Source organism: Deltaproteobacteria bacterium, from assembly GCA_019310525.1.
In the GTDB taxonomy this organism is placed as follows: domain Bacteria; phylum Desulfobacterota; class DSM-4660; order Desulfatiglandales; family HGW-15; genus JAFDEE01.
Genome location: JAFDEE010000066.1, coordinates 13,023 through 32,772, shown reverse-complemented (window position 1 = coordinate 32,772; position 19,750 = coordinate 13,023). Strand labels below are relative to the sequence as shown.

Genomic DNA, 19,750 nt, shown 5'->3' with positions numbered 1-19,750 from the left:
ACCAAGGGTTCAAATGGTGTCCCTGCCAGAGACTTCTCGTCTTGCTTCACGTTTTCCATGAGCTTGTCAAGGAAGCTCAACATCTTATCCTTGGCCTCAAGGCTTTTCTTTAATTTGTTGAACAGGAGCCTGAGTTCGTAATTTGCAGAGGTATTGACTGTAGCACCGGTAATGACCAATCTCTCCAGGGTCGAAACCTCGTTTCTCTTTTCTTCATCGGCCAGTTTTTGACTGATCCCTTTCAAGAAACCGTTGGACTGCTTAATTGATAGATCAGTCAAGGACATGATCTCGGATTCGATCTTCCGGTTTTCAGCCCTCAGGCCCTCTATCCTTTCCGTCTCCTTCCAGATCTTACCCAGACCATCTCTGAGATTTTCGTCCTTGATCTCGGACAATAGTTTGGAGTTATTTTTGTTGAGTTGCTCAAAGGTAAGACGGTCATAAAGATAGGCCTTGGTCTCGGCTGCCATGTTCCGAATTTTTGCGGTGAGCTGGCGGGTGAATTTCTGCCCCTCCGAGAGACCCTGGATCATGCCGTTGTAACTGAAGAAAAAATATACGACCACGAAAAAGAGCCCGAGATAGAGGAGATTGGGTATCAGCAACCTGGACCTTATTCCTAGATTCCTGAAGAGGTGAAAAATCATGACCTGTTCCTCCTTGATAAAATGCTTGAAGGAGTGGCAGGCATCTCCCGCCGAATCGGTCCCAACCGGGTGGAAGATATTGCGGGGAAAAGGCTTCTCAGAAGAGGTCAAATATTACTGTAGTAGGAGCTTGAATGAGCGGAATCAGCACTTTCATAAACGCATGGATCATTTTTCGGCCCCGGTATGAAACGGGTCCCTGTTCGAACCGAAACGGGAGCTTTCCCGCCTCCTTGCCAATTTTCTTATCTATCGGCAATCCAGGGCATTTCATGAAAAAAAACAGAAATATCACAGGATAGGAAAACGAAACCTTTGAAAAACGTACAATTTTGTTTAAGGTCAAACCTCCGGCCCGCTCAGGTTGCCGAGCGGGACAGTCATACATTAGTATCAATGCTCATCTTTCCTTTCCTCCACCTTCATCCAGATCCGGTAGAGTTTTTCACCGCTTTGCTCGAAACATTTGAAGCCCTCGGAGGGAACCTCCTCCACCCGAACTTCGCCCAGTTCCCGGCACTGTTCCAACCAGTTCTTAAAATGTGAGCCGCCTCCGAAATAGACCTTCCGCCACCTGATCCCTTTCTCATCGATCATTTCCGAAACCTGTTCTTCCTGGATCAGCCTGTCCCGGATCCCAACGGGACAACCGGTTTCTCCGATACCCATGGTCACTCCTCTCCCGCCCTAGCATCCGCCTCCCGGACCCGGCGTTTCGTTCTGGAAGTTTCCTGGCCCAAGGGGGAAATGTCGGCAGAGTGCTTTGACCTCCCGCCGGACCTCTTCAACCCTGGATTTCCCGGAAAGGGCCCGGTCCATCATCTCGGCCAGAAGAGTCATCTCGCTTTCCCGAAAACCTCTTTCAGTCACAGCCGAGGTGCCGAGCCGGATGCCGCTGGTCCTGTCCGCCCCCAGTGGATCGAAGGGAATCCTGTTCTTGTTACAGATGATCCCCGCCTCTTCGAGCCGCTCCTGCGCTTCGGCCCCGGTAATCCCCTGGTTGCGCAAATCCACAAGCACCACGTGGGTGTCCGTTCCCCCGGTGACGATCCGGTATCCCATTTCAGAAAGGCAGCCCGCCAAGGCCTGGGCATTTTTTACGACCTGCTCCGCATAAACCTTGAAATCCGGCAGGGAGGCCAACCGGAACGTGACGGCCTTTCCCGCCATGAGATGGACGTGCATGGAACCCTGGATCCCGGGAAACACCGCACTGTCGATTCGGCTCCCATATTTCCTCTTGCAAAGGACCACGCCTCCCCTGGCCCCTTTCAGCGTCTTGTATCCGGTGAAGGTGACGAAATCGGCGTGGGGCACAGGGGATGGGTAGACACCTCCTGCCACGAGACCGGCTACATGGGCGATATCGGCCAGCAGGTAAGCGCCGACTTCGTCGGCCACATCCCGGAAACGCCTGAAATCAATGATTCGAGGATAAGAACTCCCACCGCAAACGATCATCCGGGGCCGCACCTCGCGGGCGATCCGCCTCATTCCATCATAGTCGATCCCTTCTGTTTCCCTGTCCAGGCCATAGGTGTGGGCGTTGAAAAACCTCCCGCTGAATGAGGCACCGTGCCCGTGGGACAGGTGCCCCCCCATGGTCAGGTCCATTCCAAGAATGGCATCCCCCGGATTCAGGACCGCAAGATACACCGCAAGATTGGCATGGGTGCCGCAGTGGGGCTGGACGTTTGCATACTCGGCGCCGAAAAGCCGCTTAGCCCGTTCCACGGCCAGGTTCTCGATGATATCAACATTGTGGTGCCCCCCGTGATAACGCCTTCCGGGATACCCCTCAAGGGTTTTATGGGCCATCACATTGGCCTGGGCCTCAATGATCGAGGGGTCCGGGAGGTTGGTCGCCGCATTGAGTTCGATGGTCTCCGCCCGACCGACCGCCTCCGCTTCTATGGCCGCCGCGATCTCGGGATCCACCTGACGCAATCGGTTCATTCTTCCTCTCCTTCATGGCAAGGGCCCCCGGATAATCCTTTCATCGAGAATCAAACCGGGCTTTCAACTCCTTCCAAATACCCACTGGAGCCGCCCGCGTTTGAGAAGAACAGCGCCCTCCGGGCAAATCTCCATGCAACAATAGCAACGAATACATTTCCCGTAGTCGTACCGGGGAACCGCTTCACCATTTGCCGCCCTTTCAATGGCTTCTGCGGGACAGATAGCCATGCACCGGTAACAGAGGGTGCAGCGCTGCTCTGAGGGAATCGGCCTTTCAATGAACAAGTTCTTGAAAAAACTGGTATTGGTGGGCCAGTGGCCCAGGTCGAAACGGTTTGCAGAACTGCTCGGTTGGAAACCCTTGATTTCAAAATCACCTGGATTTAAATGGGTTAATTTATATCTTTCAAGCAGGGTCTCGCCCAGGCCCCGTTCTCTGCCCAAAAGAAGCATGGGAACCTTACGCGGATCCAGGCCCACCAGTTCGACGGCCAGGGCATCCACAGCCAAGGCGTCTTCTCCCAGGATCATGGCCCCCACTTTCTTTGGCCGACCTTTCCGGCCGGGTCCCTCTCCTTCCATGGCCAGTACGGCATCCATCACATGGATAAAGGGCTTTGGATGTTCGAATCCATTCAAGAGGGCCTCATAGAGATCCAGCAAAAAGCCGGAAAAGGTCTCCCTGGAGGGGGCCCTGACATGCCACCGGGATTTCGCGAGACCATGGATGAAACCGAAGAGGTTCTTGACGGCGCCCGTAATATAGGTGAGGCTGTGGGTCTTGAACTTGGGCAAGTTGAGGACCAAGTCCGCCTCGAAAAGGGCTTTTGGCAATTCGAACCGCCTAAAGCCCCTGCCCTCTTCATAGAAAAGCGTAGAAGTCTCCCGCGTGTCCGCCACCTCACACCCCTCCTCCTCAAGCACCCGCCCATATCCCGTCTTTTCCAGGACCTTTTTCAAGGGCTGGAATGCGGGGGACTCCACCAGGATCGGCCGCCCACCCCCGTTCTTGACGAACCGCAATACGGCCCTGAAAAACTCCGGGTGGGTGACGATGGCGGTCTCAGGGGGACTGGCGCTCAACAGATTGGGCTTGATGAGCACCCGACGGCCCCGCAGGAACGTTCGATCAAACCCGATACCGGCAAACCCTTCCCCCAGCCTTTCCTCCAGTTCCGGTAAACGATAGTTCTCGCACCGAAGGAGGGACAACCGGGATGAGAGGGACCGATCCTTTTTAGTCATACCTGGGAACTGCCTTCTTTGCTTCCGGAATGGAGTTCGTGGGCCTTGGCATCGCCCTCCTCCAGGTTTCTAAGGGCCAGGTAAAAGGCCCCGACAGCCAATTCGGCGCAATGGGTACTCTGCTCGGGCAGGGTTTCGAGAAAATCGATGACATCCTGCGGGGTTATCTCCCAGGCCTCTTCCAGGGTTTTCCCTTCGGCCAAGTGTGCAACCGTGTTGGCGCAGGCATTCGTATTCATACAACCGTTCACACGAAAGGTAACGGTTTCAATGCGGCCTTCCTTGACCGTAACAAACATTTCCACCGAATCTCCGCACACTCCCTTGTTGAACCCGTGTCCGTCCGGGCTGGCCAGGGTTTCATGCCTGTCCGCCCGGAAGGCCATCTCCAGATAATTCCGTGAATGGTGGTTCCAGAAGTTGAATTCGCCTTTCATTCTCCTTTCCTCATCTTTTTTCTTGATAGCAATAGCACCGGGCAAGGGAAAAACAGTACGCAGGGATCCTCTCCTGCACTCCTTTTGAGCTTTTAGACCCGAGCCTCGGGTCTCGAGGGACTTTCAAGGTCCACCAGGAGGGTGAGCCCTTGAATCTCCCATACACGAACGTTGCTGCCCTTTTCTATTGGCGGGCTGTTTCTCCGCACTTGGGCCCTCCACAGCTCACCCCGCACCCGTACGTACCCCTCGGGATCGAGCCTCTCTTCTGCTATTCCACGGGCGCCGATCATATCGTGCCCGACCTCCCCGCCCCTCGAATCATAGGCCCGCCAAAGGAAGGGAAAAAGGATGATATCCTTGGCCACCCAGATTCCGATAATTCCATAGTAAAGCCATTGCGGGTATTGCACCCAGCGTTTAACGAGAATAAGGACCAGGACCAGGAGCACGGTACCGGGAATCTGAAGAAGTGCATACTTCACAATAGTCCGCCCCGGGATCCTTTCCCTGCTCGACTTTTTTCCCGCTTGTCGCATTAAAGCATCCTCGCAAAAAACCCGCTCCGGGGGCTCCGGGGTAGGGTTCCTGGCCCGGAGAAAGCGCCGAAACGATATACCTCTTACCTCAAAGTCGTTTACCGCCGCCCGCCCGGGATCCCCTGTCACTCCTTTTCTCCCTGCCAAAACAGGTCATGAGGACCATGGAGGCGAGATTGTAAATCTCCGGATCCTGACTGGCCCTGGGGCCAGCCACGTTCAGGATTCTCACCCGCTGTTGTTGGATCCATTCTTGGATACGTTCTGCAGCCTCTTGAACGGCGAATCTCTGCAGATCCACATGAAGCCACGGTCTTTTGTTGCGCCTTGCCAGTTCCCGGGTCAAGGCTGACCCTCCCTTAAGCCCTCCCCTGGAGATTATCAAGGTCCCATCTGAATCCACCACGTTTCTCCTGGTCCTTTCGGGATAGCCACTGAGGGGTGTTTCCTTGAGCTGATAGAAGGCGGGTACCCGACCGTCCTCCGCCCGTCTTCCCGCGGGAACCCAACCTCCATGGGGAATCCCGAGTTTTATGGCCACATCCAGGGCGGCCCGGTCGACACCGGTCTGCCCCCCGGAGACGATTTTCAATACCCCTGACATTTTTCCATGAAGCTCCCCGCTGCAAGCAGCGGGGTATCAAAAGAGTTTAACCCACCAAAGGCGGCGAGCATAATCCAGAGTAATTTAAATCTTTAAAGGGTTCAACCCAGATTATGCAAATGGCAAGTTTGCCGAAGATACAAGGCCGCAATTACAACGCAGCAGATTCGGCAAAATCGGCAATCCCGAAGGGTGACAAATTTTGAATAAATTCGATGTCTTCTGACTTCACCTTTTTGGTGAATGTAATCTGATCCGGAAAGATATCCAGCAGTCTATAATCATTCAATAAATAACTTCTTTCAAAATTTGTAATGCATAATCTGGATTCACGATCGTTTACACAAAATTCAAGTCATACAAACCTTTAACCCGGCTGTTGAAACAAAAACGAGGGGATTATAATCTCCAATGGGCTCTCTGTTGACACCGTCCCCACGTTTGCCTATCATCCCATATTGGGCACGAGGTGTTTTTCGCGGCCATCATGACGCGGTATTCAGACCCTTCAGGAGATTGGGCGAAAAAGGGTGTCAAAGGTGCCGCTTGAGAGAAGTGGAATCCTGCCCTTATTTCACCGGGCCCTGCTCGGATGGGTGCCTTTCTATGAACCACCAGAGATGGAGATCTCCCATGTTTCTTGACCTTGCCAGCAAAAGAAGGAGTATCAGGAAGTTCCAGGACAAGGACGTCGAACAGGAAAAATTGGACAGGATCCTGGAAGCAGCGCTTCGCTCCCCCTCCTCCATGGACCGCAAACCATGGGAGTTCATCCTTGTAAGGAACCGGGAACTTCTTGCCAAACTCGCTGAGGCCAAACCCCACGGATCGGCCTTTTTAAAGAATGCGCCGGCGGCCGTCGTGGTATGCGCCGATCCCTCCCGTTGCGATGTATGGATCGAAGACGCCTCCATTGCGTCGATATACATTCTGCTGGCGGCGGAATCCCTCGGTCTGGGAGGATGCTGGATCCAAATCCGCGAGAGGATGCATGACCCAAACACCACTTCGAAGGCCTATGTGGCTGAACTGCTGGGACTCCCAGACGGCTTTGAGGTGGAATCCATCGTGGCCCTGGGCTATCCAGGGGAAAAAAAGGACCCGCATCCAAAAGAGAGCCTGGATTACCAGAAGATTCACTTTGAAAAATACGGCAGCAGAAATGCCTGATCCCGCCCGAAAGTATCCAACCACATCTCCTGATTGTTCCCTCCCGATGTATAGGCCCTCGACCGCAACCCTGAAGACTACAACCTAAACTGAGCGTTTCAAAATTTTAATGAGATCGTTTTATTTAGGTACAACGAAAAATGGAAAACGGACGGAGAAGGGGAAAAGGAATCAAGGGATTCCCTCTCCTGTCCGATTAAATTTTTGAAATTGACACGGTGCGGTGGTAAAGCAACCATCTTTGACTTCATTCGGAACGAAGGAGGGGGCGACCGGCGCGCAACCTGGTGTCTTTACGAGGAAAATCGTGATGAAATTTGAGATAGAAAAATGGATTCCAGAGGCGGATGGCGAATCCCGATTCGCCCGCATGGCCACTTACGGCGAAACCTGCAGGGCTGCTGTTGTCTACCTGACTGAACTCCGACTCTTCGACAAACTTGAATACCTCGAGGCCCAGGGCGAGGAAGACATGGAGATTCCAAGGTTTCACCGGTTGGCCTGTTATGCCGCACCGCATAAGGAGGAAGGCCACGAAATTTTCGTCGAGGCCATCGATATGGCAGGGCAACGGCATCCCATTTTGGCCGGGAAAACTTTCTGGGGCTATTTCCTGGCCTGTGAGATCGCCGGGGAAATCGCCCGGTTTCTTTACCAGGACAACAGTTGATATGACCCGGGATTACAAGAGGGTTGCCGGTCGAAGTCATACAGGGAACCTTGATCAGTAAAAGGTAAACATCTCAGCGGGAGGTAGGAATGGAACGGATCTGCCCCCTGTGCAACAAGACATACAGCACTCGGGACAAGGGTGTGAGGAAAACGGGGATTCCCGAAAACTGCAAACGGTGCGGTGTCCCTCTGGTCGCGATCGAAGGCTTCGATGTCCGGAGGGAGGAGCCCTTTTCAGGAGATGAAAAAAGCCACCAGTGCCCCCGGTGCGGCGCTGATCGGTTCTCTCCGGAAGGATGCCAGACCTGCGGCTATCTCCCCGAGGAAGAACCAGAAAAGGAATCCTTCGAACCCCTGGATGTTTCTTCCCCGGTTCGTAAGGCGCCCGAGGTAAGGCGCGTCTTGAAAATCGCCGGGATCGGTACCGCCGCAATCTTTTCCCTGGTAGTGGCCGCCGCCGTGTTTCTCTTCCTCTTCGGGATCCACAATTCAGAGGCCTACAGAACGGCCAAAACGTTTATCAAAGGTAACAGGGAGGTCCGGAAGATTGTGGGGAGCAATCCATCCTTCGGATTCCTCCCCGAAGGATCCTATGAAGAGAAGCGGGGGAGGGGCCGTGCCCGATTCTCCATCGGAGTCAAGGGAAACAGCGGATCCACCACCGTCCATGTCCGGTTGGCGAAAATCCAGGGATCCTGGCGGGTGGTCTCCGCCTATTGCAATGACCCGAAAGGAAGGAACAAGGTCCTCCTGGTATCTTCGTCCACCCGGACCGCAAGAAAGGTCAGCCACTCCAGTTCCAACGAGAGTATATCTCCATACAAAGAACACCTTCTCCGAGGACACCGACTTTTTAGGGAAAAACGCCTGGAGGAGGCCCTCAGGGAATATGATCAGGCAGCACGGCTGGATCCGGAAAGGTACCAGGTATTTTACTGGCGCGGACGCTTGAAGATCCAGATGGGGAAAGGGGAGGAGGCCATCCGGGACTTTGAAAGAACCGTTCGGCTGAACGCCTCTTATTCTCCTGCCTACGACAATCTGGGCTGGCTCTACGCCCAAAGGGGAGAATACGAACGGGCCATACGTTATCTGAACAAATCGATCGAACTCAAGCCTCAAAACGGATGGACCTATTACCAGCGGGGGGAGTGTCTTTACAGGACTGGCGAGCGGGCAAAGGCCCTGGAAGATGCCAAACAAGCCTGCAATCTGGGGTATGAGCAGGGATGCGCGGTCTATGAAAAACTCAAACAATGAAGGGCCCCAGGGCTGCATTTCCCCTTCCTAGTCGATCATTCCACTGTCCTTGAGTTTTTCCTACACACAGGCTCTTACAATCCGGAGTTTGGGAAGGCCCACGGGCAACGGGTCGGGTTCTCCTGAAAACTTCGGCGTCAAGCGACTAAGAACCGCCGAGCAAGGGATCCCTATTCGTCGCGCTTCCCCCCGGCATTCTTACCTGGACCGGCCACAGGGCACCCTGGCGGAGACAAATGAAAACTTACCGCTTGATAATCGGAATGCGTATGCTAGAATACGTCCGATTCTTTCGAATCCAAGGGAAATCGCCTTGATTCGGCGAAAAGGGAAAGAGGGAGAGCCTGTCATGCCTGAGATCGTGGTTCTTGAAGGCAACATGAAAGGCCAAACCTTCAGTATAGTAACTGAGACCGTGTTTATCGGGAGATCCTCCAAGAATGATATCCAGATTATCGACGGGGCGGTTTCCCGAAAACAGATCAAGATCTTTCGGATCGGAAAGAAGTATTTTGTGGAAGATCTTAAGAGCACGAACGGCACACTCATCAACGGAGAAAGGATTCCTCCCGGTGAAGGATTCGAGGTGGACGAGGGTGATATTATATCCATCGGCAAAACCACACTTCAAATCACCAATTTCCCTCCCAGAAAACCCATCGAGAAGAAACTGACACCGAAACGCGTCCCGGATGCGGGGACTTCCACCGGATTTCGCGAAAATGAACGCCGATCCAGGACAGGAGCGAACCTGGAACTTGTATGCCGGGTATCGGAACTTCTGAAAGGAAGGTGGGATCTTCCCGATCTTCTCGACAGGATCCTGGAACACGTCATGGACGCCCTCCCTCGGATACACCGATCCTCCATTCTCATCTTCGAACAAAAAAACGGGAACCCCGGCGAAATCACTCAGACTTTCAGCAAGTCGAGAAAAGGCTCCGTAAATTTCCCGATCACATTCAGCCGTTCGATTGTCGAGAGGGTAAAAGGGGATGGAAAAGCCGTGAGGATGTCTAACACGGCCTTCGAAAACGTGGAGGATATCCTGGACAAGGACAGTACCCTGAAGATCGGGTCGGTGCTGTGCGTACCTCTGATCAGCGATTCGGTGGTTCGGGGGGCACTATATGTTGATACGATCAATGTGCCGTACGGGTTCAGGAAAGACGACTTACTCCTCCTCAATAGTCTCAGCGGGTCCATTGCTCTGGCCATTGCTAAGGCGGGGGTTTGAGAGGGATAGAACCTCTCCGCTGCTTTCCCCTTTTCGTCCTACAATGATTTCAGCCAGTTTTTCGACCATTTCTTTCATATTTTCCGCTTCTGCCTGCATTTCAGTGCTTGAAGAGGCGCTCTCTTCCGCTCTGGCGGCATTCCGCTGGATCGCTTCGTCCATTTCCTGGACCGCTTTGTTGATCTGCTCGATGCCCTGGGCCTGTTCCCTGGTTCCGGATGATATCTGTGCCACCAATTCCGTAACCTTTTGAACGCTTAACGCCACCTCCCGGTACCTGTCGTCCGTCTCCCTTACGAGCTCCGACCCTGCCCCAATCTTGGCCACGATACCCTCGACAAGTCTCTGTGTATCTTTTGAGGCCTTGGCGGAACGAAGTGCAAGGTTGCGGACTTCATCGGCCACCACTGCAAAGCCTGCTCCGGCCTCTCCTGCCCGGGCCGCCTCCACGGCTGCATTCAAGGCCAGCAAGTTGGTCTGAAAGGCGATCTCATCAATGGTTTTGATGATTTTGCCCACGTCCTTGCTGGCAGAGGAAGTTTCCTCCATCGTGCTCATGAGAGACTTCATCGAATGATTGGCCGTTTTCAGGTTCTCGATGCTTTCCTTGGAGAGGCGGTCCGCTTCAAGGGAATGATCGGCGTTCTTCCGTGTCATGGAACTCATCTCCTCAAGAGAGGAAGAGGTTTCCTCAAGCGAAGAGGCCTGCATGGAAGAATCCGTGGCCAATGCCTGGCTGTTTGTGGTGATTTCCCTGCTTGCGGAAGCCACCCGGTCGGAGCCCAGGAGGAGGGACTCCAGAATCCTTCGAACCGGTCTGGCCACGGACTCAGAAAACAGGATCGCACAGGGAAGAGTCACTAAAATACAAATCAAAGCGATCAGTACAAGTCTGCGGATCATCTGCCAGGTATTGGACCATACTATGTCGTAAGAATACAGGGCCGCGACGGCCCCGGCCCCAAGGGGAAGGATCCCCCGGAGATATTGGTTTTTCCCGACCTTCACATTACCCAGGAAAACCTCCGTCCCGTTCAAAGAAAATCTCTCCGATTCTCTCCCGTAAGATTCCTCTCTCAATGTATTATAGGCTGGAAGGGTGCCTGCGCTCAGCTTGTTCCCCGTAAAAATATTGACATCCACGTCCGTGAAACCTGAAATCATTCGGGCGAATTCTCCGCTCAATTTCCGGCCCACCGCAACGATACCGACCGGATGGGACGAGTCTCCCTCCCCCTTCTTCGTTGAAACCTTGTCAAGTATGGGGGCATAGGAGCAAAGAAAAAGGGAGCCTTCACTCTTTTCATAAGTGACCATGGGTCGCCCCAGGTCTCGGAGAACGCCTATCTGGAAAAGCTCTCGAATGGGCAATGCATCCGCAATCTTCCAGTCCTTAGAGGAAAGGCGGGCTCCAGGGGAGATGGAAGCGATCCTATAAACCCTCTTTTTTTCCATTTGCACGGGATAACCCAGTATTACCCTTCCCTTCCTGAATTCCACAAAGGCCGTAAGATCCCCCTCTTTGTCGTAAACGCAAGCCTGAACGATATCGTTTGCCTGCCCCTGGGAGTATAGGCCGAGGATCATGTCCCGATTCAACTTCCGGATGAGGTCCTTGGTGTACCCCTTGGCTTTTTTCTTTTTATACTCCCGGATGAATTCGATATTTCCACCGATTCGGGGGTTGGAAGCCATGCCCTCCACAAGATGAAGGACACCCTTTTCCTGCCTTGAAAGATCACTCAGAATAATCTTGAAGGTGTTCTTTATCGACTTCCTTGCCACTTCCTTATTCTGCCTTATGACGGTGAAGGTGACGATGGCCGTGGATACAAGCAGGATGAAAACCACCATAGCCACCGCGCCTATTACCAACTTCGCCCTCAGCTTCAATTTTCCCATGAAATCCTCCCATCTGAAAAGCAAGGTATGAGTAAAAGGGCACCGAACCGCTGATAGCATAAAGATTTAACGAACTTAAGATGGCTGCAATAAAAATGCCATAAAATGAATGATGAATTCCTTTGAAAGTTGGATTAGTTAACAATGATCACCGGTCCTCCAAAAACCCCATATAAGGGGCAATAATGTCCCCCATGTTGTCAAAGGTGACGGTATTTTGACGCATATCTCCTTTCAGGGCTGATAAAGGGGAAAACATCACCCATGAAACCATTGACCTATCGAACCCATAGGTGTAAAAAGACTCTTTTTTCAAAAGAGCCTTTTCGTTTCCCTGTTCTCTCAAGCGAAGATATGCCCCTATCGCATAAAACTCGCCACAGGGTGACCTCTGAAAAGGACACCTAACGTTCCTGGAGGCACTTTGGGGAAACAGAAAACAGGCGTGGAGCTTTTTATTGGAGAATCCTTGGGAGAAGCAAGATGTTCCGATACTTGGCCAATCTCCATTATGGCATGAAGATTCTGTGGTGTTATTTCCTCTGGTATCTCTATTTTGTATGTACCTATTTTGAACTGGACTTGGAACTTTGGTCCCGCTCTACCGGAATTGCGATCCTGGTGGGTTTCGCCCTCAATATCAATGGATTTGGATCTATAGGGAAGATCTTGTCAGCGAAAAACAAGTGGCAGGTATTCAGATTCTTTTTAGTTCCATTCTGCGTCTCAAGTTTCCCCTCCCTGATCAAGGGAAAGGGGTTCTGGCTTTTCTTTTCCCCCGAACCAGGGGAAAACCTCATTGCATGCACGATTTGTGTCCTCTTCCTTTTCCTTGCATGGATCTGCGAAAAATACTATGCCGAATCGCCGACCTAAAAGACCCTCTGAATCAAAAATTGTAGGGCCTGGAACCCTCTTCGCATTCATAGAAGCCGACGATTTCATCTCCCATTCCCACCAGCGATCCTTTTCCAGGATTGAAGGCATTAACTCCATGGCTATTATTGAAAAAACCAAACAATAAGCCCGCCCAGCAACATGGACAGGAAAAAAATGGCCACTTGAAGCCCCTTGCTCAAGGGGGTCCTTCGCTTGCTTCCCGAGCGCTCCAGTTGCCGAAACAGAAGGGCTTCGATCGATTCAAGGTCTTCCTGGATCCCCTGTACCTTCCCGGTTTGTGCATAGAGGCCGGACTCACCTGAAACCTTCTCAATCCCGACCCCGGATGATCTTTCAGGGTTATTTCCTGAAACGGAGCACCCGCAATAAAGGCATTTCTCTCTCCCCTCGGGGATGGCATGACGGCACTTCGGACACTTCACTGGAACTGGTTCTCTTTATCCTTACGACCGACTCCCGGGGTCGGGCGAAATAGCGGAAAAATCAAATTCCTCGACGGTTTCCTCGATTATGATGTGACGTTTCTCGTATTCCCGGAGGAGGTTCTCGTAACTGGGCCTGTGACGACCGAGGTATTCCGGGGGGCAGATCCCTCTTCCTTGGTAAAAACCATCGGCGATCCAGCGTGCGACAATGGCGCAGGTGTAACCCGTGGTGCGCGCCATGGAAGTGGTCTGGGTCTCCTGGTCATAGGTATCCAGGAGATCGAAAGTATAACGGTAACCCTTGGCCCCTTTTCGGCCCTCCAGGATGACCTTCATGACGGTCAAATCCTCCTCCCCGGGCTCAAGTCTCCACTTTTCCCGGAGGAGCGCGGCTGTCAGCTCCATGGGAATGACGGAACAGCCGTTCACATCAACGGGCGTGGTCCTGAAAAAGCCGCCTTTTTTAAGGACGCTGATCAAGCGGGCATGGCCTGGATAACGAAGGGTCTTTTCCGTCATGAAGGGCGCCCGGATCGTCTTTCGAAGGGTCCTCAACCCATCGGTATTGAAGGCTTCCAGGGTACCGATCCCTGGGAAGTCGAGCAATTCAACCTCCGAGAGGGCTGGACGAACCACCTCCTGACCATACTCAAGGAGGTGCACGGGCCTCGTATATTCCTCCAGCACGTCCGCCGGGGAAAACACAGCCTTGTATTCAAAGGGCCATTCCCGGCGTTTCGGCAACCCTCCCACGTAACAGACATATCGGTCAACATGGTCCAAGAGACTCTCCACATATCCCGCCAGGATATTGCAAAGTCCCGGGGCGACCCCACAATCCACTACCGCGGTGACACCTTTCTCCCGGGCCAAACCATCCAGTTGGAAGGGGTCCTCCGGGAAAAAAGAGATATCCACCACCGGTTTTCCCACCGAGAGAATCTCACTCAGGGTTTCAAATCCCAGGCATCCTGGAACGGCGCTGACTACTACGTCAGCGTGGTTGAGCAGAGAGGCGGCCAGACCCGGTTCCTGGATGTCCGCACAGACCTTTTCGACTCTCTCAAGGGCCCCCAGGTTATCCAGAGCCGCTTGGTGCCGATCGACTGCTAGGACCTCGTTCCCGGGGTCTCCCGCCAGATCCCGAACGATGGCGTTTCCAACCAGGCCTGTTCCCAATACCACGAATCGCATAATCTTCTTTCCTCCTCCTTCAGGATCAACAGCGCTTTCCCGGTTGCCATCCTGTGTCGGATGTGCAATTTCTTTATCCTAAACTGAGCGTTTCAAAATTTTGATGAGACCTTTTATTTAGGTTTATCTTTCGAGAACATTGTTTAACAGACTATTGAACACCCCCCTGTTGGAGGTCCGTCTTGGATCCATCAAAGACCTTTCAGCATCCTTTTGAGAAAAGGATCAAGCGGCATGTCATCGGCCGGAAACAGACCTTTTTCGCCGCCACCATTCCAGGGTTCGAACCCCTTGTCGACATGGAACTCTCCTTTTTGGGGGATCCATCTCATGAAAGGAACGTCCTTCCAGGCGGCGTTGAATTCAAGGCCCGCCTCGAAGGATGCTACCTCGCCAATCTGAAATTACGAACCGCCCAGCGGATCCTCATGCGGATCGGGCGTTTCAAGGCTATGCACTTCAGTTCCCTCAGGAAAAAGACAGCTGAAATTCCCTGGGAACTCCTCCTCAACCCTGCTCAAAGACTGGAGATCCACGTCACCACAAAGCACTCCCGGCTTTACCACTCGGGAGCCGTGGAAGGATGCGTCCTGGCGGCCATCAAAGGCCGCCTTGCCACGCAAGGAATCAGCTCCACCGAGGCCGCCCCGGATTCCCGGACCGCCGGCATCTTCGTCAGGGCCCAAGACGACGTGTTCACCCTGTCCCTGGACAGCAGCGGGACGCTTCTTCATCAACGAGGGATCAAGCCCCATAAGGCCAAGGCCCCCCTTCGGGAAACCATTGCAGCGGCTGCCCTGCTCCATGCCGGGTATGATGGAACGGTGCCCTTTCTTGACCCCATGTGCGGGTCCGGGACCTTCGCCCTTGAAGCTGCCCTCCTGGCCCGTAATATCCCCCCGGGTTGGTACCGGGAATTCGCCTTCATGAGCTGGCCTGCATTCGACAAAAGGAGCTGCACCTTGCTCGAAGAATCCCTCAGGGTGAGCCGGCTGGAAGGCACAGTAAAGGTGTTGAGGGCCGATTTCTTTGACCTTAACCCGGGCACGATTTCCGGCGGTTCCCCCGGGTTTCTGGCCATCAATCCTCCTTACGGCCTTCGGATGGGGAAGAGAAAGGAGAGTGACACCCTTTTCCTGGAAGTCTGTAAAAAACTGCAAAAGGACTTCCGGCACTGGAAACTTGCTCTCATCGTCCCAAGAAGGCATCTCCTTTACAAGGTCCCCTTCCCGCTGCGCGTCCACCCGATCCTTCATGGAGGATTGAGGCTCTCCCTGCTAACAGGGGTGATTCCATAAGGTCCGCTTTTGAAATGAGGGAATGGACCTGGGTGTGCGGGCATTAAAGCCGCTTCAGTAGGTCCTCTCGGAGAGGATCTTCCATCCTTCGTCTTCCTTTACCAGGAGCAGTTCCTTCCTGGACTTCACGGAATAATTGGATGACTTGTAAACCTGGTTGAACCGGACCCGGACCCTCCCGCTTCCCCGGGCATCCATTATCTTGATGTCATTGGTTTCCACGCTAATCCATCGCTTTTTCCTGTTTTTTCGAGCCTTGTCCTTCTTCCAAGTGGATTTTCGAAAACGTCCGGAAGCAAATTTCTCTGAGTAAAAGGACATGTATGTCTCCATGTCGCCTTGGGCCCCGGCGCTTTTCTCCCAGGCATCGCTCCACGCCGTGATAAAATCCTGGATCTCTTTCAGGGGAAGATTTTTTTTCTTCTTCTCCTCTTTCACCGGCTCCGGGTTTTTCGGGGCAGGAGATGCCTTTCTTGGCTTTGACTCGGGAGGAACAGGGTTTTTCCGGACCTCAGGCGGAAGCGCTTCCGGGGGTTTCCGTGCTTCCTTTATTTTTGGGATCTCCAATTCCCGGGACGCCTCCTTGCTCCAGTACAGGTTCCAGATCACCATGGATGTAAAGGCGAGAATCAATAAAACCGTTATGGCGGCCGGGATCTTTATCCTCAGGGAAGACCCTTGCTCAAGCCCCAGCACTCCCACGGTCATTCGGTGTTCTCTGTCGATCCTCCTGGCTTCTGAAAGTAATCTGTCGGTAAGCTTTTTCACACTGCTGGATTTCCGGGAGGTCTTCAGGATCTGCATGTTGGACAGGCGGCTAGTAAAGGCTTCCGTCGCCATAAGTATCAGATCTCTCTGGTGGAGTGCGAATTTCTTTACCTCAATGGGAGGGTCTTCTCGAAGTCCAAGGGCCTCTGTGATGGCCCGCCTTTTCCGGGGGGGACGTTGCTGAGACTCGGACTGAACATCTTCCTCAACCATGACGTGGTCCCGTGTGAGTTGAAGGATCTCCCCCCTCTGGAGGCAATAGATCCGTGTATCTCCCAGATGGGTGAAATAGACGATGTTGTCCCGCACATAGGCCACGCTGACAGAGGCGAGAATCCTCTTCCCGATCCGCCGTCCCTCCTCCAGAAGGACACGATTGGCTTTCTCAAGGGCGATATGGAGGGCGTCGGTCGGAGAGTAGCGCTTGTGGAGTGCGTCGAAAAAGGCCTCCTGAATGACTCGGAAGGAGATCTCCCGGGCGATATCATCAAGATATTCCCTCCCGACCCCATCGGCGACGATGAACAGGTTGTTTTCGCAGAAAAAGGAATCATCTCCCTTGCCGGGAATCATTCCTGGATCCGTTTTAAAGGAAAAGCGCAGCCCGTTCATAAGCCTTTACCCACAAAAGCCATTCCAGACCGACGGGACTTCCTTTCACATCGATTCACGGTACAATCCACCAAACGAGGCCGCTGGGGACCCATCATGCCGATTGGTTGAGACCTGGAAAACCACCTTGGTGAAAAAGGGCGAACCCGAGCTCCTGTGGGCCTCCAATTTTTCTCCCCGGGTGAAAGAGGCCCACTACCCAACTTGACTGAATTGAGTAACTTTAACCAAAATTAGATCTTTTTAGCAAGAAATCCTTGATAATGCAAGGCTTTTTCCTTTTGTTTTAACAGGCTGGGCAGGTAAGCAACTCACATATCTCAAAATCGATGGAGACTCATAGCTGTTGCTTAAAACGTGTTATGGATCTTTCCCTTGAAAGCTCCTTGAGATTTCCTTGGTTCCATCCTATGCTTACCTAGTGCCCAAATTTAATTTGTGCCCATCCATAAATGGCCCTTTTGCCCAATCTTCCGCCTTCGCTACGGCTAAGGCGTGACAAGTCCGCGAGACAGCGGCGGACAAGCGGCGTCAGGCTCAGATTTTAATCCTCGAAATACTTCAATGTATGGTGCCTCTGCCGCTTGGCATCCTAAAGCGGGATGGTTAAAATCTTCGCCTTCCTTGACCTTGAAAAAATTGCCTGCTTTATGGATGGACACTAATTTTTGGACGGGCACTGGTTGCCTTTTAGATTCACGCTTCCCCGGAGCCAGCGGAAAGCAGGGGCTCGGGATATTCTCCGGGAGCCCAGCGTATTTAAGCCCTGAAGAATCAGGACAGATGAAGGGCCGAAATCCGCAGTGCTTGCCCGCCGGTCGTTTGGCGGGCTTGTCCGCCTCGGGCGGGCCCGTCCGCCGTTTTTTGACGGAAACTTTAGCGAGGAGAACATCCAGAATCTTTGTTTAGAAAGGCGTTTCACGGAGAATCTTCAGATGGTGGCCGACGAATCAAACGAGGCGAATCTTTTAGATAGAATCCGGGAGCTTGAAGCGGAACTCTCCCGGTGTCGGGCCGAAACGGCTTCACTTAAAGAAGGGGAAAAGACTCTTACCCTCCTCAATTTCGCTCCTTATCCGATCGCGGTCCTTACGAGGGAAGGTATAGTCAAGTACGTGAATCCCGCATTTACCGAAACCTTCGGCTGGACCCTTTCAGAACTGGAAGGGAAATTGATTCCCTTCATTCCTCCCGAGTTACGGAAAGAGACCATCCGAAACATGAGGCGACTTTTTAAAGAGAAGGTTCTACTCAGCCATGAGACAAAACGCCTCACTAAAGACGGCCGTACTCTAGACGTGGCCATCCGGGCGACTTTTTTCTCTGAAGGAAAGGGGGGAGATTCCGGCGTTATTGCCATCCTAAGGGATATCACAGCGGAGACGAGGAACGCAAAGATCAACGAGGCGATCTTGAGGATCAGCACGGCCCTGCCGGAGTATCCGGCCCTTGAAGAACTTCTGGACTTCATCAATGGCGAGGTGAAAAGGTTGATCGACACAGAAGGTTCCGTTGTTGTGCTCCTTGACGAGCAAAAGCAGGAACTATACGTGCTCGGTGGTGCCTATGACACCACCGATTCATTAAAAAGGGCCAAGGAAACCCGCTTTTCCATGGATCAACTCATAGCCGGTCGGGTCATCAAAACGGGGAAGCCTCTCGTCATCGACGATACCTCCCTTGAACAGGAACTTCACAGAGAAAGAGACCGGAAGCTGGGGTACCAGACCCGGAACTTGCTTCTCGTACCCCTGAAAGGACGTGATCGCATCATCGGGGCCCTGTGCGCCATCAATAAAAAGAAAGGAGACTTTGACCCACGGGATGTCGATCTCATGAATATGATAGCAGGAACGGTGGCCCTTTCGGTGGAAAATGCACGGGTTACGGGTGAATTGAAAAAGGCCTATGAAGAGGTCAAAGGACTGAACCGGGCGAAGGATAAGGTCATCAACCACCTCTCCCATGAGTTGAAAACCCCTGTGGCCATTTTGTCGGGCACCCTGGATCTCCTGGTCCGAACCCTCAAGGAATTACCCGGAGAAAAATGGAAATCCAACGTCGATCGGATGAAACGCAACATCGACCGGATCAAGGACATTCAGTATGAGGCCCAGGACATCATGGAAGGAAAAACCCCTCCCGCTTATCAAACCCTCTCTTTCCTTCTTTCCCAATGTGCGGATGAATTGGAGACCCTCATCAGCAAACATATCGGCCCCAACGATGTAATTGAAAAAGTACGGGAAGAAATCCGGAAACTTTTTGGACCGAAGGAGATGCCTCCTACCGAAATAGATCTTGGAGACATGGTCCGGGAACGAATCGAATTCTTGAGGTCCCGCTTTTCCCACCGTGAGTTGGAAATAATCACTCATATTGATGACACGCCGTCGCCGGTATTCATGCCCAGGGACCCCCTTCAAAAAGCCTTTGACGGTCTTTTAAGAAATGCTATTGAGAACACACCGGATGAAGGAGAAATCGAGGTGATCCTTGAGCATCGCGGTAATGGTGCAGCCTTGAAGATCCGGGATTACGGGGTGGGGATTCCAGAAGCTTATCACAAAAGAATTTTCGAGGGCTTCTTCGCGACACAGGATACCATGGACTACTCTTCGAAGAGACCGTTCGATTTCAACGCCGGGGGGAAAGGGGCGGATCTTCTGAGAACAAAAATTTTCGCCGAAAGGTTCCGCTTCAAAATAGAGATGATATCCGACCGATGCCGCTTCATTCCGGGACCGAGGGATCAATGCCCGGGCAGGATCTCCTCGTGTCCCCATTGCACCCGGCGGGAAGACTGCCTGAGTTCCGGCGGCACCCTCTTCTCCCTTTTCTTCCTCCAATCACCTGAAGAAGAATAGAACATAGGCCG

General features: G+C 52.8%; 18 protein-coding genes. 7 read left to right on the top strand and 11 right to left on the bottom strand.

Translation table 11 applies throughout. The annotated features are described in order from the left end of the window. The 7 genes from JRF57_12205 to JRF57_12175 all read right to left on the bottom strand — a co-directional run. A partial coding sequence (locus JRF57_12205) for a histidine kinase (protein MBW2304462.1) occupies positions 1-650 on the bottom strand: 650 nt, incomplete at its 3' end. Between the two features lie 393 nt (positions 651-1,043). Further along, a complete protein-coding gene (locus JRF57_12200; protein MBW2304461.1) occupies positions 1,044-1,319 on the bottom strand; it encodes a hypothetical protein in 276 nt (91 codons plus the stop codon). Between the two features lie 18 nt (positions 1,320-1,337). Continuing rightward, positions 1,338-2,606 carry a serine hydroxymethyltransferase gene (locus JRF57_12195; GenBank protein ID MBW2304460.1) on the bottom strand — a complete coding sequence of 423 codons (1,269 nt, stop codon included), beginning with the start codon at positions 2,604-2,606 and terminating at the stop codon, positions 1,338-1,340. A 63-nt stretch (positions 2,607-2,669) separates the two neighbouring features. After that, positions 2,670-3,854 carry a DUF362 domain-containing protein gene (locus JRF57_12190; protein MBW2304459.1) on the bottom strand — a complete coding sequence of 395 codons (1,185 nt, stop codon included), beginning with the start codon at positions 3,852-3,854 and terminating at the stop codon, positions 2,670-2,672. After that, positions 3,851-4,291, bottom strand: a complete 441-nt coding sequence (locus JRF57_12185; GenBank protein MBW2304458.1) for an iron-sulfur cluster assembly scaffold protein — start codon at positions 4,289-4,291, stop codon at positions 3,851-3,853. The genes JRF57_12190 and JRF57_12185 overlap by 4 nt, the downstream gene beginning before the upstream one ends. A gap of 92 nt (positions 4,292-4,383) precedes the next feature. After that, entirely contained in the window at positions 4,384-4,830 is a 447-nt protein-coding gene (locus JRF57_12180) for a hypothetical protein (protein MBW2304457.1), read from the bottom strand. Between the two features lie 88 nt (positions 4,831-4,918). After that, a complete protein-coding gene (locus JRF57_12175; GenBank protein MBW2304456.1) occupies positions 4,919-5,434 on the bottom strand; it encodes a putative molybdenum carrier protein in 516 nt (171 codons plus the stop codon). A 633-nt stretch (positions 5,435-6,067) separates the two neighbouring features. Here JRF57_12175 and JRF57_12170 point away from each other — a divergent pair. The 4 genes from JRF57_12170 (at position 6,068) to JRF57_12155 (ending at position 9,773) form a co-directional block, all read left to right on the top strand. Further along, positions 6,068-6,604: a nitroreductase family protein gene (locus tag JRF57_12170; GenBank protein ID MBW2304455.1), complete on the top strand. Its 537-nt coding sequence runs from the start codon at positions 6,068-6,070 to the stop codon at positions 6,602-6,604. Positions 6,605-6,914: 310 nt separating this feature from the next. After that, positions 6,915-7,274 (top strand): hypothetical protein, encoded by a 360-nt coding sequence (locus JRF57_12165; GenBank protein MBW2304454.1) that lies wholly within the window; start codon positions 6,915-6,917, stop codon positions 7,272-7,274. Positions 7,275-7,363: 89 nt separating this feature from the next. Further along, positions 7,364-8,536, top strand: coding sequence for a tetratricopeptide repeat protein (locus tag JRF57_12160; protein ID MBW2304453.1), 1,173 nt, complete (start codon positions 7,364-7,366; stop codon positions 8,534-8,536). A 349-nt stretch (positions 8,537-8,885) separates the two neighbouring features. Continuing rightward, on the top strand, positions 8,886-9,773 hold the full coding sequence (locus JRF57_12155) for an FHA domain-containing protein (protein MBW2304452.1): 888 nt from the start codon (positions 8,886-8,888) through the stop codon (positions 9,771-9,773). Here the strand turns inward: JRF57_12155 and JRF57_12150 are convergent. After that, the gene (locus JRF57_12150; protein ID MBW2304451.1) at positions 9,711-11,735 is read right to left on the bottom strand and encodes a hypothetical protein; all 2,025 of its coding nucleotides are present in this window, start codon (positions 11,733-11,735) and stop codon (positions 9,711-9,713) included. The genes JRF57_12155 and JRF57_12150 overlap by 63 nt on opposite strands. A 423-nt stretch (positions 11,736-12,158) precedes the next feature. Between JRF57_12150 and JRF57_12145 the strand changes: the two genes are divergently transcribed. Beyond that, positions 12,159-12,551, top strand: coding sequence for a hypothetical protein (locus tag JRF57_12145; GenBank protein MBW2304450.1), 393 nt, complete (start codon positions 12,159-12,161; stop codon positions 12,549-12,551). A gap of 125 nt (positions 12,552-12,676) precedes the next feature. Here the strand turns inward: JRF57_12145 and JRF57_12140 are convergent, their stop codons facing one another. After that, complete coding sequence (locus JRF57_12140) at positions 12,677-12,997, bottom strand: hypothetical protein (GenBank protein ID MBW2304449.1); 321 nt, start codon at positions 12,995-12,997, stop codon at positions 12,677-12,679. A 21-nt stretch (positions 12,998-13,018) separates the two neighbouring features. Next, on the bottom strand, positions 13,019-14,194 hold the full coding sequence (locus JRF57_12135; GenBank protein MBW2304448.1) for a saccharopine dehydrogenase NADP-binding domain-containing protein: 1,176 nt from the start codon (positions 14,192-14,194) through the stop codon (positions 13,019-13,021). 182 nt (positions 14,195-14,376) lie between these two features. On the opposite strand from JRF57_12135, the gene JRF57_12130 reads away from it, so the two are divergent. Beyond that, positions 14,377-15,492 carry a hypothetical protein gene (locus JRF57_12130; protein ID MBW2304447.1) on the top strand — a complete coding sequence of 372 codons (1,116 nt, stop codon included), beginning with the start codon at positions 14,377-14,379 and terminating at the stop codon, positions 15,490-15,492. Positions 15,493-15,546: 54 nt separating this feature from the next. Here JRF57_12130 and JRF57_12125 read toward each other — a convergent pair whose 3' ends face one another. Then, positions 15,547-16,833, bottom strand: coding sequence for a hypothetical protein (locus tag JRF57_12125; GenBank protein ID MBW2304446.1), 1,287 nt, complete (start codon positions 16,831-16,833; stop codon positions 15,547-15,549). Positions 16,834-17,807: 974 nt separating this feature from the next. On the opposite strand from JRF57_12125, the gene JRF57_12120 reads away from it, so the two are divergent. Next, complete coding sequence (locus JRF57_12120) at positions 17,808-19,739, top strand: PAS domain S-box protein (GenBank protein ID MBW2304445.1); 1,932 nt, start codon at positions 17,808-17,810, stop codon at positions 19,737-19,739. The last annotated feature ends 11 nt before the right edge of the window (positions 19,740-19,750 follow it).

Bases quoted from the DNA above. Each gene is read 5' to 3' on its own strand.
- JRF57_12200 (MBW2304461.1), bottom strand. From the start codon at position 1,319: ATGGGTATCGGAGAAACCGGTTGTCCCGTTGGGATCCGGGACAGGCTG.
- JRF57_12195 (MBW2304460.1), bottom strand. From the start codon at position 2,606: ATGAACCGATTGCGTCAGGTGGATCCCGAGATCGCGGCGGCCATAGAA.
- JRF57_12190 (MBW2304459.1), bottom strand. From the start codon at position 3,854: ATGACTAAAAAGGATCGGTCCCTCTCATCCCGGTTGTCCCTCCTTCGG.
- JRF57_12185 (MBW2304458.1), bottom strand. From the start codon at position 4,291: ATGAAAGGCGAATTCAACTTCTGGAACCACCATTCACGGAATTATCTG.
- JRF57_12180 (MBW2304457.1), bottom strand. From the start codon at position 4,830: ATGCGACAAGCGGGAAAAAAGTCGAGCAGGGAAAGGATCCCGGGGCGG.
- JRF57_12175 (MBW2304456.1), bottom strand. From the start codon at position 5,434: ATGTCAGGGGTATTGAAAATCGTCTCCGGGGGGCAGACCGGTGTCGAC.
- JRF57_12170 (MBW2304455.1), top strand. From the start codon at position 6,068: ATGTTTCTTGACCTTGCCAGCAAAAGAAGGAGTATCAGGAAGTTCCAG.
- JRF57_12165 (MBW2304454.1), top strand. From the start codon at position 6,915: ATGAAATTTGAGATAGAAAAATGGATTCCAGAGGCGGATGGCGAATCC.
- JRF57_12160 (MBW2304453.1), top strand. From the start codon at position 7,364: ATGGAACGGATCTGCCCCCTGTGCAACAAGACATACAGCACTCGGGAC.
- JRF57_12155 (MBW2304452.1), top strand. From the start codon at position 8,886: ATGCCTGAGATCGTGGTTCTTGAAGGCAACATGAAAGGCCAAACCTTC.
- JRF57_12150 (MBW2304451.1), bottom strand. From the start codon at position 11,735: ATGCTATCAGCGGTTCGGTGCCCTTTTACTCATACCTTGCTTTTCAGA.
- JRF57_12145 (MBW2304450.1), top strand. From the start codon at position 12,159: ATGTTCCGATACTTGGCCAATCTCCATTATGGCATGAAGATTCTGTGG.
- JRF57_12135 (MBW2304448.1), bottom strand. From the start codon at position 14,194: ATGCGATTCGTGGTATTGGGAACAGGCCTGGTTGGAAACGCCATCGTT.
- JRF57_12125 (MBW2304446.1), bottom strand. From the start codon at position 16,833: ATGATTCCCGGCAAGGGAGATGATTCCTTTTTCTGCGAAAACAACCTG.
- JRF57_12120 (MBW2304445.1), top strand. From the start codon at position 17,808: ATGGTGGCCGACGAATCAAACGAGGCGAATCTTTTAGATAGAATCCGG.